The organism is Actinomycetes bacterium (genome assembly GCA_035506535.1).
Lineage (GTDB): Bacteria > Actinomycetota > Actinomycetes > DATJPE01 > DATJPE01 > DATJPE01.
In genome coordinates, this window is sequence record DATJPE010000011.1 from 37,378 (window position 1) to 50,877 (window position 13,500).

The window sequence follows — 13,500 nt, forward strand, 5'->3', positions numbered from 1 at the left end:
CGAGCCCGGATGGAGAGTTTCCGGGTGCCGTCGTGGGGATGGCGGGACGCGTCGATGGCGGGCGAGGAGGGACCGGGGCGATGGCGTCGCAGCAACCTGGGTCGCCCGAGCAGGGGCCGCCGGAGCAGGAACCGCCGGAGCCGGAACCACGCGACCACACCTCCACCCTCAACCTGGGGGCGCTGGGACCCGACGCCGACGTGGAGGCGCGGCTCGAGGCCGAGGCGCCGGAGGAGGTCCAGGCGCTCGCACCCGGCACGGCCCTGCTCGTCGTGCAGCGGGGGCCCAACGCGGGGTCGCGCTACCTGCTGGACTCCGCTGTCACGAGCGTCGGGCGCCACCCCGACTCCGACATCTTCCTCGACGACGTGACCGTCTCCCGCCGGCATGCCGAGTTCCGCCGGGACGCCTCGGGATTCCGGGTGGTCGACGTCGGCAGCCTGAACGGGACCTATGTCAACCGGCACCGCATCGACGACGTGGTACTCGCGGGCGGGGACGAGGTCCAGGTGGGCAAGTACCGCCTGCTCTTCCTCGCCGGCGTCGAGGCGGGCACATCGTGAGCGCCACCGTTCCCGCCCGGGCCTACATGAGCATCGGGGACGTGCTCGCCCGGCTACGCCCCGACTTCCCCGACGTGACGATCAGCAAGATCCGCTTCCTCGAGTCCGAGGGGCTGGTCGAGCCGCAGCGCACCGCGTCCGGCTATCGGAAGTTCACCCACGAGGACCTGCAGCGGCTGCGGTACGTGCTCGCTGCCCAACGCGACCAGTACCTGCCGCTCAAGGTGATCCGTGAGCACCTGGACGCCATGGACCGCGGCCTGCAACCGCCCGACACCCCCGGCGCACGCCCCCGGGTGCCGGTGTCCCTCGTGGCCGAGGACGGCCTGCCCACCGCCGAAGCGTTCGCCAGGGACCCCTCCGAGCTGCGCCTGTCCCGGCAGGAGCTGCTCGTCGCCGCCGGTGCGAGCGAGCAGCAGCTGAGCGAGCTGGAGAGCTACGGCCTGGTGCACGCGAGGGGCAACCACTACGACGGGGACGCCCTCGCGGTGACGAAGGTCGTCGCGGAGATGGCCGTCTTCGGGCTCGAACCGCGTCACCTTCGCGCCTACCGCGCGGCGGCCGACCGCGAGGTCGGGCTCGTTGAGCAGGTCGTCGCGCCGCTTCGCCGGGGGCGCGGCGCCGACGCGGCCGGGCGTGCCGACGAGGTGCAGCGCGAGCTCGCCGCCCTGTCTGTGCGGCTGCACGCCGCACTCGTCAAGTCGGGTCTTGCCTCGCGGGCGTAGGCTCGCGTCATGCAGGAGCTCGACGTCGTCGGCGTCCGTGTCGAGATGCCGTCCAACAACCCGATCGTGCTGCTCCGCGAGGTGGGCGGCGACCGCTACCTGCCCATCTGGATCGGGACGGGGGAGGCGACGGCCATCGCCAACGCCCAGCACGGCCTGGTCCCGCCCCGGCCGCTGACCCACGACCTGATGCGCGACCTGCTCGAGGCGCTCGGCCAGAAGCTGCTGCAGGTGCGGATCACCTCCCTGGAGGACGGGGTCTACTACGCGGTTCTCGTGCTGAGCGGCGGTGCCGAGGTGAGCGCCCGCCCCTCTGACGCGATCGCCCTGGCCCTGCGCACTGGCTCGCCGATCTTCGGGGCGGAGGAGGTGCTGGCCGAGGCCGGGATCGCCATCCCGGACGACCAGGAGGACGAGGTCGAGAAGTTCCGGGAGTTCCTGGACCAGGTCTCGCCCGAGGACTTCTCCGAGCAACCCTGACCCTCGACCTCCGGTCGAGACTTTCACGGGATCGAGTGGCGTGTCGACGCCACCGGTCGTTGACGCGGGCCGGTGCCCGCCCTAGCGTGACTCGACGGCGAATCCCACGCCTGTCGTTCACCGCCTGTCTGGTTCGGTTGTCTCGGGCAGCAGGTCGGACCCGCTGGACGACGGCGCCGGGGTGGGGTGCGCCGGCTTCCCCACGAGTTCGGAGGTTCCCGTGACGGGAGACCCGCAGGACCCCACGGCACCGGCGCCGGTCGACGAGGGCGCGCGCCTGCGAGCCGGGGAGCAGGGGCTGCTCTTCGACGCCGCCGTCACCACCCTGCCGGCCGACGTGGGCTACCGCGGCCCGACGGCCTGCGCGGCCGCGGGCATCACCTACCGCCAGCTGGACTACTGGGCGCGAACCGGTCTGGTGGAGCCGAGCATCCGCCCGGCGCACGGGTCGGGCACCCAACGGCTGTACTCCTTCACCGACATCCTCGTCCTCAAGATCGTCAAACGGCTGCTGGACACCGGGGTGTCCCTGCAGCAGATCCGCAGCGCCGTCCAGCACCTAAGGGACCGGGGCGTGGCGGACTTGGCGCAGATCACCTTGATGAGCGACGGAGCGAGTGTCTACGAGTGCACCTCGGCCGACGAGGTCATCGATCTCGTCCAGGGCGGGCAGGGCGTCTTCGGCATCGCCGTGGGACGCGTCTGGCGCGAGGTCGAGGGCTCCCTGGCGTCGCTTCCCGGAGAGTCCACCGGGCACGAGGAGCTCACCGCGGAGCACCCGGGCGACGAGCTGGCGGCGCGCCGGCGTACCCGCGCCACCGGCTGACCGGCCGGGCGCCGTCGCGCGGCTTAGACTAAGCGGGCCGACGACCCCGCGCGGGAGAGTCCCCTCACAGCCGGTGAGGGGCGCCGAAGGAGCAACCTCCCCGGAATCTCTCAGGCGAGCAGGACCGGGCGGACGAGGCGCCTCTGGAGCGGGCACGTGACAGAGGGGGAACCTCTCGTGCGCGCCCGCGCGCGGGCCGGACCCGATCCGCCGGAGGCTCCCGTGCCCCTCGACCACATCCCGCTCGCCGACCTCGAGTCAGCGGGCTCCTTCCTGCCCCGACACATCGGTCCCTCGGCCGACGAGCAGGCGAAGATGCTCGCCGCGGTGGGGCGCGGCAGCCTCGAGGAGCTGCTCGACGAGGCGGTCCCCGCCGCCATCCGCGATCGCGGCGCGCTCGAGCTCGCATCGGCCACCGAGGCCGAGGTGGTCAGGGAGCTGCGCGAGCTGGCGTCCCGCAACACCGTGCTCGTCCCGATGATCGGCCTGGGCTACCACGCCACGCTCACCCCACCGGTCATCCGCCGGGGGGTGCTGGAGAACCCCGCCTGGTACACCGCCTACACGCCCTACCAGCCGGAGATCAGCCAGGGGCGGCTGGAGGCTCTCCTCGCCTTCCAGACCATGGTCGAGGACCTCACCGGCCTGCCCACCGCCGGTGCGAGCCTGCTCGACGAGGCCACGGCGGCCGCCGAGGCGATGGCCCTGGCCCGGCGGGTCAGCGCCGTCACCGGCGAGGTCTTCCTCGTCGACGAGGACACCCACCCGCAGACCCTCGCCGTGCTGCGCACCCGCGCGGAGCCTCTCGGCATCCACGTGGTCACCTTCGGCTGCGCGGACGGCCTGCCCGACCACGACGCCTTCGGCCTCCTGCTGTCCTACCCCGGCTCCTCGGGCGAGGTCCGCGACCACACGAGGCTGGTCGAGGACGCGCACGCACGGGGAGCCGTCGTGAGCGTCACGACGGACCTGCTCGCGCTCACCCTCCTGCGGCCGCCGGGGGAGATCGGCGCCGACGTCGTCGTGGGCAGCTCCCAGCGCTTCGGCGTCCCGCTCGGGTACGGCGGCCCGCACGCGGCCTTCATGTCCGTCCGTGCCGGCCTCGAGCGCAACCTGCCGGGCCGGCTGGTCGGGGTGAGCGTCGACGCCGACGGCACCCCGGCGTATCGGCTGGCGCTGCAGACGCGCGAGCAGCACATCCGCCGGGAGAAGGCGACCTCGAACATCTGCACCGCCCAAGTGCTGCTCGCGGTGATCGCGGCGGCGTACGCGGCCTACCACGGGCCGGACGGCCTGCGGATGATCGCCCGGCGCACCCATCGGTACGCGACCCTGCTCGCGGCGGGCCTGCGCGCCGGGGGCCGCACGACGCGCACGCAGCGCTTCTTCGACACCGTTCAGGTCAACGTGCCGGGACGGGCCGCCGAGGTGGTGCGCGCCGCCCGCGAGCTCGGGGTGAACCTGCGTCTGGTGGACGTGGACACCGTGGGGATCTCCACCGACGAGACCACGACCAGGGAGCACGTCGGGGCGGTGTGGGCCGCCTTCGGGGTCACTGCGGCGCTGGACGCGCTCGATGAGACCGTCGGCGAGCCCTTCGCCGGCAGCGGGCTCGAGCGGGAGAGCGGCTTCCTGAGCCACCCCGTCTTCACCACCCATCACAGCGAGACGGCGATGCTGCGATGGCTGCGGTCCCTGGCGGACAAGGACCTGGCGCTGGACCGCACGATGATCCCGCTGGGCTCCTGCACGATGAAGCTCAACGCCACCACCGAGATGGAACCGATCACCTGGCCGGAGCTCGCCGACCTGCACCCCTTCGCGCCGGTGGAGGACGCCGCGGGCACCCGCGAGCTGGTACGTCAGCTGGAGTCGTGGCTGGCCGAGATCACCGGCTACGACGCCGTGTCCCTGCAGCCCAACGCGGGCAGCCAGGGCGAGCTCGCCGGCCTGCTCGCCATCCGGGCGCACCATCGGGCCGGTGGTCACGCGGAGCGCGATGTGTGCCTGATCCCCAGCAGCGCCCACGGCACCAACGCCGCCTCCGCGGTGATGGCCGGGATGCGCGTGGTGGTCGTGCGCTGCGACGAGCACGGCAACGTCGACCTCGACGACCTGCGGGCCAAGGTGTCCGAGCACGCGGCCGACCTGGCGGCGCTGATGATCACCTACCCGTCGACGCACGGGGTGTTCGAGGAAGGCGTCCGGGAGATCTGCGCGCTCGTGCACGACGCTGGGGGACAGGTGTACGTCGACGGCGCGAACCTCAACGCGCTGGTCGGGCTGGCCAGGCCCGGCCGGTTCGGGGCCGACGTCAGCCATCTGAACCTGCACAAGACGTTCTGCATCCCGCACGGCGGTGGTGGCCCGGGCGTCGGGCCGGTCGCAGTCCGTGCCCACCTGGCGCCGTACCTGCCGAGCCATCCCCTGGTGCCGGAGGCGGGGCCGCGACCTGGCGTCGTCGGCCCGGTGAGCGCCGCACCGTGGGGCAGCGCCGGCATCCTGCCCATCTCGTGGGCCTACATCCGCCTCATGGGCGGGGACGGGCTGGCCGCGGCGACACGCGCCGCCATCCTTGGCGCGAACTACCTCGCCCACCGACTCCAGCCGCACTATCCCGTGCTCTACACCGGTCGCGGCGGGCTGGTCGCCCACGAGTGCATCGTCGACCTGAGGGCCATCACCAAGGAGACCGGCGTGAGCGCCGAGGACGTCGCCAAGCGGCTGATCGACTATGGCTTCCACGCGCCGACGCTCGCCTTCCCGGTGGCTGGGACCCTGATGATCGAGCCGACCGAGTCGGAGAACCTGGAGGAGCTCGACCGGTTCGTGGCGGCGATGGTCGCGATCCGCGGCGAGATCGAGCGGGTCGGACGAGGCGAGTGGCCCCGAGACGACAACCCGCTGTGCCAGGCGCCGCATACAGCCGAGCACCTCGCGGGGGAGTGGGTCCACCCCTACACCCGCGAGCAGGCGGCCTACCCGCTGCCGTCCCTTCGGCGCGGCAAGTACTGGCCGCCAGTGCGCCGTATCGACGGTGCTCGGGGCGACCGCCACCTGGTCTGCGCCTGCCCGCCGCCGGAGGCGTTCGCCTGACGCTTAGGGTCAGGGGATGGCCGGACCGGTGAGCGTCGTCGCGGGGGTGGGTACAGCGCTCGGCGCCCACTCCTACCCGCAGGCCGAGATCACCGACGCGTTCGTCCACTACGTCCTGGGGGCCGACGGCGAGCCACGCACGGCCGCGGCGCTGCGGCGCTTCCACGACAACAGCGGGGTGCAGACCCGTCACCTGGCGCTGCCGCTGGCGGCCTACCCGGGGCTGGACGGGTTCACCGGCGCCAACGCCGCCTGGCGGGAGGTCGCTGTCGGCATGGGGGCCGGCTGCGCGCGTGAGGCGCTGTCGCGGGCCGGGCTGGTCGCGGCCGACGTCGACCTGGTGGTGTCCACCACGGTGACCGGCGTGGTGGTGCCCTCCCTGGACGCGCTGCTCGTCCCCGTGCTCGGTCTGCGCGACGACGTCAAGCGGGTCCCGCTGTTCGGGCTCGGCTGCGTCGCCGGCGCGGCGGGCATCGCCCGCATCCACGACTACCTCTCCGGGCATCCCGATGGGGTGGCTCTGCTGATCGCGGTGGAACTGTGCTCGCTCACCGTCCAGCGCGACGACACCTCGATGGCCAACCTGGTCGCGAGCGGGCTGTTCGGCGACGGCGCGGCGGCAGTGGTCCTCGTCGGCGAGCGCCGCGCTCGGGCGCTGGGGCTGACCGGCCCCGCCGTGCTCGCCAGCCGCTCGCGCTTCTACGAGGACACCGAGGCCGTCATGGGCTGGGACGTCGGGGGGAGCGGCTTCAAGGTGGTCCTCGCCCCCACGGTCGCCGACGTCGTCCGCACGCATCTCGGGACCGATGTCAAGGGCTTCCTCGCCGATGAGGGCCTCGAGGTGCACCAGCTGGTGCGCTACATCGCGCATCCCGGTGGGCCCAAGGTCATCGACGCGGTGACCGAGGCGCTGGGCCTGGCCCCGGACGCGCTCGCCGTGACCCGTACATCGTTGCGGCAGAAGGGGAACCTGTCCTCCGCGTCGGTGCTCCACGTCTTGCGCGACGCCCTGGACGCCTCGCCCCCGGGGTCGGGGGAGCCGGCCCTGCTCATGGCGATGGGCCCGGGCTTCTGCGCGGAGCTGGTCCTGCTGCAGTGGTGAGCCGCGTCCGGGCGGAGGAGGGTTGACCACGTGAGCTCGCAGGGCTGGTACGTGCTGCTGCTGCTCGCCGTCGCGGGCGAGCGGCTGGCCGAGCTGGTCCTGTCCCGGCGCAACGCCGCCTGGTCGCTCGCCAGGGGAGGGGTCGAGACAGGGTTCTCGCACTATCCCGCCATGGTGGCCCTGCACACGGGTCTGCTCCTGGGCTGCCTCGGCGAGGTGCTCATCGCCCACCGGCCGTTCATCCCGGCCCTCGGCTACCCGATGCTCGCCCTCACCCTCGCCGCTCAGGGGCTGCGGTGGTGGTGCATCGCCACCCTGGGACCGCGCTGGAACACCCGGGTGATCGTCGTGCCCGGCATGGCGCCGGTCACCTCGGGGCCGTACCGCTTCGTGCGCCACCCGAACTACGTCGCGGTCGTCGTCGAGGGCATCGCCCTGCCGCTCGTGCACACGGCGTGGATCACCGCGCTGGTGTTCAGCGTGTGCAACGTGCCCCTGCTGCGTACCCGGCTTCGCGTGGAGGAGGCCGCCCTGGCCACCTTGCCGGCCGGTCCCCGGACGCTCTCGTGAGCGTCGTCGACCTCGTCGTGGCAGGAGGCGGTCCGGTCGGCCTGACGACCGCGTTGTACGCCCGCGCGGCGGGCCTTCGGGTCCTCCTGGTAGAGCCTCGGGCCGGGGCCGTGGACAAGGCCTGCGGCGAGGGTGTCATGCCCAGCGCGGTCCTGCGGCTGGCCGCGCTCGGGATCGGGCTGCCCGGCCGGCCGTTCCGGGGGATCACCTACATCGACGCGGCCGGGCGCTCGGTGACCGCCGACTTCCCGCGCGGCCCCGGGCAGGGGGTGCGCCGGGTGGCGCTGCACGACGCCTTGCGCACGGCCGCGCACGCTGCCGGGGTGGTTCGGGTGGTCGGCGCCGTGACGGCCGTCCGCCAGACGAGGACGCAGGTGCGCGTCGAGGCCGACGGGACGACGTACGTCGCCGCGTATCTCGCGGCCGCGGACGGGCTGCACTCGGGCATCCGCCGCCAGCTCGGCCTGGACCGGCCGGTCCGGCGGGCTCGCCGCTACGGCTTGCGCCGCCACTTCCTGGTGGAGCCGTGGTCGGACCACGTCGAGGTGCACTGGTCGGACCATGCGGAGATGTACGTGACGCCGGTGGGCCACGACGTGGTCGGGATCGCCGTCCTGACCGGCCGCCGGGGGAGGACCTACGCGGAGTGGCTGCGCGACTTCCCGATCGTCGCCGACCGGCTGCGCGGCACCACGGCGGTCTCTCCCGTGCTCGGCGCGGGCCCGCTCCGCCAGCGCGCCCGGGCGGTCCGCGCTGGTCGCGTGCTCCTCGTCGGGGACGCCGCCGGGTACGTCGACGCGCTGACCGGCGAGGGCCTGGCGGTCGGGATCCACGGGGCGCAGGCCCTCGTCGACGCCGTCGCGGCCGACCGGCCCGAGACCTATCCGCGGGCGTGGCGGGACCTGACCAGGACCTCGAGGCTGCTCACCGAGACCCTGCTGCGCACGACCAGCGTCCCGGTGCTGCGTCAGGCCCTGGTCCCCTCCGCGCGGGCGCTGCCTTGGGTGTTCCGTGCCGCGGTCGCTCAGCTCGCCTGAGCCGGATCCGGATGAACCGGACGCGACCGGCGACGGCCATCAAGGGCAGCTCCCGGCCGGTCGATGAATGCCCCATGGACACCTGCGTCCGGTGCGGCGCCGGGCTGCCCGCCGGGGCCGCCTGGTGCTCGCTGTGCCACACACCGCGCGGTGCCGCCCCTGCCGCGGCGCCAGCGCCCACCCGCGCTAACGCTCCCGTCCCCGCCGCCCTCGTCCAGCGCACCCGCTACGGGCACTCCGAGGTCACCTTCGGCCTCACCGGACGCATCGTGATGACCGTGCTGCTCCTGGCCCCGCTCGGTCTGTTCGCCTTCGCCATCGCCGCCGGCTTCGGCATCGTCGGCATGGGCATCTGGGCCGTGGTCGTCGTGCCGTGGGGGCTGCGTGACATCTGGAAGTCCTCGCACCGCCGCGGGCTGACCTCCGCGGTCCCGCCACCGGCCGTGTCCGCCGAGCGCTTCGGCGGCGGCCCCTCCAACACCTGACGAAGCCCGGCGATGGCCCCGGGGGACGGCCTGTTCTCCTTTACCTTACATAATGTCCATTATCGGCGTTACCACCATGGGGTCGCGCCCGTCAGGCGGGCCCGGTGGGCGCTGGTGTGGTAGCGCAGGGTCGCGAGTCCCTCGACCGCCAGCCGGTCGTGCAGCGCGGCGACCTCCTCGAGCAGGACCTGACGCTCGTCCGACGCCATGAGCGCGACATAGCTGCGTGAGGCGACCAGCCCGACCAGCTCCTCGCGGGTCAGGCGCTGGGCGTTCGGGAAGTCGGCCGCCTCCAAGGGCGCGAACTGCGGGCCCACGACGATCTCCTCCGCCCACGGCCGGCTGGCCTTGGCGTCCTCCTCACCGATGAGCTCGGCCAGGCCCGCCCCGAGCGGGTCGTCGGTGCGACGCAGGTTCCAGACCAGGCCGAGCACCCCGCCTGGTCGCAGCACCCGGGCGGCCTCCGCCGAGGCGGCGACCGGGTCGACCCAGTGCCAGGCCTGGGCGTAGGTGACCGCGTCCACCGAGGCGTCGGCGAGCGGCAGCACCTCCCCGCCGGCTCGCACCCCCGCGGCGGTCGGGACCGCGTCGTGCAGACGGGCGAGCATCGGTTCGGAGGGCTCGACGGCCACTACCTCGTGCCCGGCCGCCAGGAGCACCCTGGAGAGCTTCCCGGTGCCCGCGCCCACGTCGGCGACCCGCTTCGGTCCGGGGCCGACCAGCCAGCGGACCGCGTCGAGCGGGTACTCCGGCCGTGAGCGGTCATAGACCTCGGCGACCGCTCCGAAGGAGACCGCCCTGGCTCGGTGCTCGTCTTCAGAACGGCCCATGCGCGTGACGATACAAACCGCGGGAACACCGACGGCGGGGCATTCGTTGTGACGGGTGAACCAACCATTCCTGCCGGCCGTGTCACGGCGTTGGGAGGACACCATGGGCGAGGCCATGCGGGGCACCCGGCTCGGTGCGACCAGTTATGAGTCGGACACGGGCGTCGAGCTCGCGCCGCGCCGCTGGAGCAGGTATGACTGCCCGAACGGCCACAGCTTCGAGGTGCCCTTCAGCGTCGAGGCCGAGGTTCCCTACACCTGGGAGTGCCGCTTCTGCCGGGCGGAGGCGATCCTGCGTGACGGCGAGGAGCCCGAGGCGCACAAGCACCGTCACCAGCGCACGCCGTGGGACATGCTCCTCGAACGGCGCTCGGTGGACGACCTGGAGGCCCTCCTCGACGAGCGGCTGACGCTGCTGCGTGACCGAGGTGGCGCCGGTGTCGTGCTGCACGAGGCCCGGGAGGTCGTCGCGGAGCGCGGTTCGCGCCGGCGGGCGAAGGTCCCCGGCGGGCCGGACCGCAAGAGCGCCTGACCCCTCCCCCTGGTCAGGCCGGCGGCGGCGGCTCGTCCTCGCGGATGATCTCGCCCCGGATGACGCGGTCGTCGTCGATGCGCGGGCTGCGGGTCCACACGGTGAAACCGCCCGGACCCGTGACCGCGGTGAAGCGTCGGACGAACCACGACGCGACGGCACCGCGCAGCAGCACCCGCACCAGCGGGACCAGCAGCAGGAGCCCGATGACGTCCGAGATGAACCCGGGCCAGATCAGCAGGATCCCCGCCGCGAACAGCAGCGCCGAGTCCCCGGCCGCCCGACCCTGGGCTCCGGTCTGGGCGGCACGCATCCAGTCCCGCCCCGTGCGTCGCAGTACGTAGATGCCGAGGACGGCCGCGGCCGCGAGGAGTACGACCGTCCACCAGCCGATGAGCTTCGCGACGACGACGATCGACGCGATCTCCACCAGCGGGGCGACGACGAACAAGAAGAACGCGAACAGGCTCACGCCGGGCTCCGCTCCTTGGGGCGCAGGGCACGGGCGACCTGGCCGGCGCGGTGCCGGGTCCCCCACACGGTGACTCGCCACAGCGCCTCACCGACGATGGCGCGGTTCATCTTGCTCGCGCCGAGCTCGCGCTCGACGAAGGTGATCGGGACCTCCACGACGCGAAGGCCGCGCTGCACGGCGCGCCAGACCAGGTCGACCTGGAAGCAGTAGCCCTGCGACGCGACGTCGTGCAGGTCCAGCTGGCGCAGCGCGGAGGCGCGGAACGCGCGGAACCCGCCGGTCGCGTCGTGGACGGGGATGCCGAGAGCGATCCGGGCATAGGCGTTGCCACCGCGGGAGAGAAGCGCCCGGCGGCGCGGCCAGTTCTCCACCGACCCGCCGGAGACCCAGCGGGACCCGAGCGCGACGTCGGCGCCGTGGTCGATCGCGGCGAGAAGCAGGGGCAGGTCCTGGGCGCGGTGCGAGCCGTCGGCGTCCATCTCGACGACGACGTCGTAGCCCTGCGCCATCGCCCACGCGAAGGCGTCGAGGTAGGCCGCACCCAGACCCTGCTTGACCTGGCGGTGCCGTACGTGCACGGCGGGGTCGTGCGCTGCCAGCTTCTCGGCGAGCTCGCCGGTCCCGTCCGGGCTGCTGTCGTCGACCACGAGGACGTCGGCGTCAGGGACCGCGGCGCGCACGCGCGCGACGCTGCGTTCGAGGTTCATCACCTCGTCGTAGGTGGGCACGCAGACCAGTACGCGCGGCCCCGAGCTCATGGCGTCGATGTCGGCTCCTCTCGTCGGCGGCCGCCCAGGACCACGGCGCCCACGCCCACGAGGACGAGCAGCAGCTCCACGGTGTTCCCGAGCCGGTCCGCCAGCGTACGGCTATCGGAGAGCCGCACCTGCTGCACCACCGTCGCAGGGGTGAACAGCTGGGTCCGCTGGACGACGCGGCCGTCCGGGGCGATGGCCGCGGAGATGCCCGACGTGGCGGCGATGAGCACCCAGCGGCCGTGCTCGACCGCCCGCAGCCGGCTCATGGCGAGCTGCTGGCGGGTCTCCGGGGTGTGCCCGAAGGTCGCGTTGTTGGTCTGCACGGCGATCAGCTGGGCACCGGCGTCGACGGTGCGGCGGACCAGGGTGTCGTCGGAGACCTCGAAGCAGATGACGTCGCCGACCCGCGCCGGGCCGATCTGCAGCACACCGGGCCCGGCCCCCTTGGCGAAGTTCCGGCTGACCCGGTCCACGGCGGAGGAGAAGAAGCGGGCCAGCCTGCGCATGGGGATGTACTCGGCGAAGGGCACTGGGTGCTGCTTGACGTACACCGGACCGGGACCGGGTGTCGCGCTGAGCAGCGGACCCCACACGATGCCCATGTTGAACAGGGTGTTCGGGTCCAGCGGGTTGGTGACGACCGCGCCGACGAGGACGGGTACGCCGACCGCGTCGACCGCCTCCTGGATCAGCTCGCGGGCCTGCGGGTCGGCGTACGGGTCGACGTCGCTGGCGTTCTCCGGCCAGATGACCAGGTCCGGTCGGGCGACGCGCCCGGCCGCGACCGCGGCCGCGAGACGCTGCGTCTCGGCCACGTGGTAGCGCAGGACCTGCTCCTGCTGGGTCTCGATGTCCAGGCCGATCCGGGGGACGTTGCCCTGGACGAGCGCGACGGTGACCGCCCGACCGCGAGCCACCGGCGCCGGGACGGCGGCCGCCGCGAGAGCGAGCACCACCAGCGCGGCCAGGCAGCCGGCGGCCGGGGCGACGCGGTGCCGGCGTGCCTCGACCAGCCCGACGGCGAGCAGCATGCCGATGAGGGCGACGACGAAGGTCACCAGCGGCGCCCCGCCGAGGGAGGCGACCCGCAGCCAGGGCGCGTCGGCCTGGGAGAAGGCGAGCCGGCCCCAGGTGAAGCCGCCGTACGGCCACCGGCCGCGGACCGCCTCCTCCACCACCCAGACCGCGGCTCCCCCGACGACCGCGCCGGGTGCCGGCAGCCGTGAGCACAGGGCCACTCCCACGCCCAGGGGCGCGAAGTAGAGCGCCTGCACCACGGCGAGGATCAGCCACGGGACCGGGCCGACGTAGACGCCCGTCCAGTGCAGCAGGGGGACCATCTCCCCGAGGCCGAAGGCCAGCCCGACGAGCGCGGCCGCTCGCCAGCGCAGCCCGCGGACCGCCAGCGCGAGCGCCGCGACGCACAGCGGGGCGAGCCACCACAGGCCGTACGGGTCGAAGGCGAAGGTGAGCGCGACACCGGCCAGGGCCCCGGTCAGCGGGCGTGGCCACCGTCGGCGCGGGCGGGTCGTGGGGGGGACGACGGGCCGCGGCGTGTCCGTGGTCGCCGTGCTCACGACGATCACGGTACGCGAGCAACCACTGCCCGACTCCGGCCCTGGGCAATAGCGTGGCCTCATGGCTCTCAAGCACCCGCAGGCGACCACGCGCCCCCACCGAGACCTGCCCGGCGACCCGATGCTGGTCAGCGACTCCATCGTCGCCCGCCGCCGGCTGCTCGCCCACGGCACCAGTCCCGACGTGGCCTATCAGCTGGTCCACGACGAGCTGATGATCGACGGGAACGCCCGGATGAACCTGGCGACCTTCGTCACGACCTGGATGGAGCCGCAGGCCGAGCGGCTGATGGCCGAGTGCCTCGACAAGAACATGATCGACAAGGACGAGTACCCGCAGACGGCCGAGCTCGAGGTGCGCTGCGTGGAGATCCTCAGCCGGCTGTGGCACGCCCCGGACGCCGCGACCGCAACGGGGTGCTCCACGACCGGGTCGAGCGAGGC

At 73.3% G+C, this 13,500-nt stretch carries 15 protein-coding genes and 1 riboswitch; of the genes, 11 read left to right on the forward strand and 4 right to left on the reverse strand.

The window, feature by feature from the left end; genetic code table 11:
• Window positions 1–80: 80 nt before the first annotated feature.
• From VMI11_01825 to VMI11_01865, 9 genes are all read left to right on the forward strand, one after another.
• The gene (locus tag VMI11_01825) at window positions 81–563 is read left to right on the forward strand and encodes an FHA domain-containing protein (protein ID HTY71143.1); all 483 of its coding nucleotides are present in this window, start codon (window positions 81–83) and stop codon (window positions 561–563) included.
• Between the two features lie 26 nt (window positions 564–589).
• Window positions 590–1,288: a MerR family transcriptional regulator gene (locus VMI11_01830; GenBank protein HTY71144.1), complete on the forward strand. Its 699-nt coding sequence runs from the start codon at window positions 590–592 to the stop codon at window positions 1,286–1,288.
• A gap of 9 nt (window positions 1,289–1,297) precedes the next feature.
• Window positions 1,298–1,768, forward strand: a complete 471-nt coding sequence (locus VMI11_01835) for a bifunctional nuclease family protein (GenBank protein HTY71145.1) — start codon at window positions 1,298–1,300, stop codon at window positions 1,766–1,768.
• A gap of 277 nt (window positions 1,769–2,045) precedes the next feature.
• Entirely contained in the window at window positions 2,046–2,594 is a 549-nt protein-coding gene (locus VMI11_01840; GenBank protein ID HTY71146.1) for a MerR family transcriptional regulator, read from the forward strand.
• A 41-nt stretch (window positions 2,595–2,635) separates the two neighbouring features.
• Window positions 2,636–2,731: riboswitch (glycine riboswitch) on the forward strand.
• 85 nt (window positions 2,732–2,816) lie between these two features.
• Window positions 2,817–5,690 carry an aminomethyl-transferring glycine dehydrogenase gene (gcvP, locus tag VMI11_01845; GenBank protein HTY71147.1) on the forward strand — a complete coding sequence of 958 codons (2,874 nt, stop codon included), beginning with the start codon at window positions 2,817–2,819 and terminating at the stop codon, window positions 5,688–5,690.
• A gap of 28 nt (window positions 5,691–5,718) precedes the next feature.
• Window positions 5,719–6,792, forward strand: coding sequence for a 3-oxoacyl-[acyl-carrier-protein] synthase III C-terminal domain-containing protein (locus tag VMI11_01850; protein ID HTY71148.1), 1,074 nt, complete (start codon window positions 5,719–5,721; stop codon window positions 6,790–6,792).
• Between the two features lie 30 nt (window positions 6,793–6,822).
• Window positions 6,823–7,362 (forward strand): isoprenylcysteine carboxyl methyltransferase family protein, encoded by a 540-nt coding sequence (locus tag VMI11_01855; GenBank protein HTY71149.1) that lies wholly within the window; start codon window positions 6,823–6,825, stop codon window positions 7,360–7,362.
• A complete protein-coding gene (locus VMI11_01860; protein HTY71150.1) occupies window positions 7,359–8,399 on the forward strand; it encodes an NAD(P)/FAD-dependent oxidoreductase in 1,041 nt (346 codons plus the stop codon). Before VMI11_01855 ends, VMI11_01860 begins: the two co-directional genes overlap by 4 nt.
• An 11-nt stretch (window positions 8,400–8,410) precedes the next feature.
• Window positions 8,411–8,884: a hypothetical protein gene (locus VMI11_01865; protein ID HTY71151.1), complete on the forward strand. Its 474-nt coding sequence runs from the start codon at window positions 8,411–8,413 to the stop codon at window positions 8,882–8,884.
• Between the two features lie 68 nt (window positions 8,885–8,952).
• Here VMI11_01865 and VMI11_01870 read toward each other — a convergent pair whose 3' ends face one another.
• Window positions 8,953–9,714 carry a class I SAM-dependent methyltransferase gene (locus VMI11_01870; protein HTY71152.1) on the reverse strand — a complete coding sequence of 254 codons (762 nt, stop codon included), beginning with the start codon at window positions 9,712–9,714 and terminating at the stop codon, window positions 8,953–8,955.
• A gap of 103 nt (window positions 9,715–9,817) precedes the next feature.
• Here VMI11_01870 and VMI11_01875 point away from each other — a divergent pair, with 103 nt between their 5' ends.
• Complete coding sequence (locus VMI11_01875; protein HTY71153.1) at window positions 9,818–10,246, forward strand: RNA polymerase-binding protein RbpA; 429 nt, start codon at window positions 9,818–9,820, stop codon at window positions 10,244–10,246.
• A 13-nt stretch (window positions 10,247–10,259) separates the two neighbouring features.
• Here the strand turns inward: VMI11_01875 and VMI11_01880 are convergent, their stop codons facing one another.
• The 3 genes from VMI11_01880 to lnt are packed head-to-tail and all read right to left on the reverse strand — an operon-like array spanning window position 10,260 to window position 13,056.
• Complete coding sequence (locus tag VMI11_01880; protein ID HTY71154.1) at window positions 10,260–10,718, reverse strand: FxsA family protein; 459 nt, start codon at window positions 10,716–10,718, stop codon at window positions 10,260–10,262.
• Window positions 10,715–11,479, reverse strand: coding sequence for a polyprenol monophosphomannose synthase (locus VMI11_01885; protein ID HTY71155.1), 765 nt, complete (start codon window positions 11,477–11,479; stop codon window positions 10,715–10,717). Before VMI11_01885 ends, VMI11_01880 begins: the two co-directional genes overlap by 4 nt.
• On the reverse strand, window positions 11,476–13,056 hold the full coding sequence (lnt, locus tag VMI11_01890) for an apolipoprotein N-acyltransferase (protein HTY71156.1): 1,581 nt from the start codon (window positions 13,054–13,056) through the stop codon (window positions 11,476–11,478). The genes VMI11_01885 and lnt overlap by 4 nt, the downstream gene beginning before the upstream one ends.
• A 121-nt stretch (window positions 13,057–13,177) precedes the next feature.
• Between lnt and VMI11_01895 the strand changes: the two genes are divergently transcribed.
• Window positions 13,178–13,500, forward strand: a 323-nt coding sequence (locus VMI11_01895) for a pyridoxal-dependent decarboxylase (GenBank protein ID HTY71157.1), incomplete at its 3' end; no start/stop codon positions are given.

What these genes read in the sequence shown, in the direction of transcription:
- VMI11_01825 (HTY71143.1), top strand. Translation starts at nt 81, where the DNA reads ATGGCGTCGCAGCAACCTGGGTCGCCCGAGCAGGGGCCGCCGGAGCAG.
- VMI11_01830 (HTY71144.1), top strand. Translation starts at nt 590, where the DNA reads ATGAGCATCGGGGACGTGCTCGCCCGGCTACGCCCCGACTTCCCCGAC.
- VMI11_01835 (HTY71145.1), top strand. Translation starts at nt 1,298, where the DNA reads ATGCAGGAGCTCGACGTCGTCGGCGTCCGTGTCGAGATGCCGTCCAAC.
- VMI11_01865 (HTY71151.1), top strand. Translation starts at nt 8,411, where the DNA reads ATGAACCGGACGCGACCGGCGACGGCCATCAAGGGCAGCTCCCGGCCG.
- VMI11_01870 (HTY71152.1), bottom strand. Translation starts at nt 9,714, where the DNA reads ATGGGCCGTTCTGAAGACGAGCACCGAGCCAGGGCGGTCTCCTTCGGA.
- VMI11_01875 (HTY71153.1), top strand. Translation starts at nt 9,818, where the DNA reads ATGGGCGAGGCCATGCGGGGCACCCGGCTCGGTGCGACCAGTTATGAG.
- VMI11_01885 (HTY71155.1), bottom strand. Translation starts at nt 11,479, where the DNA reads ATGAGCTCGGGGCCGCGCGTACTGGTCTGCGTGCCCACCTACGACGAG.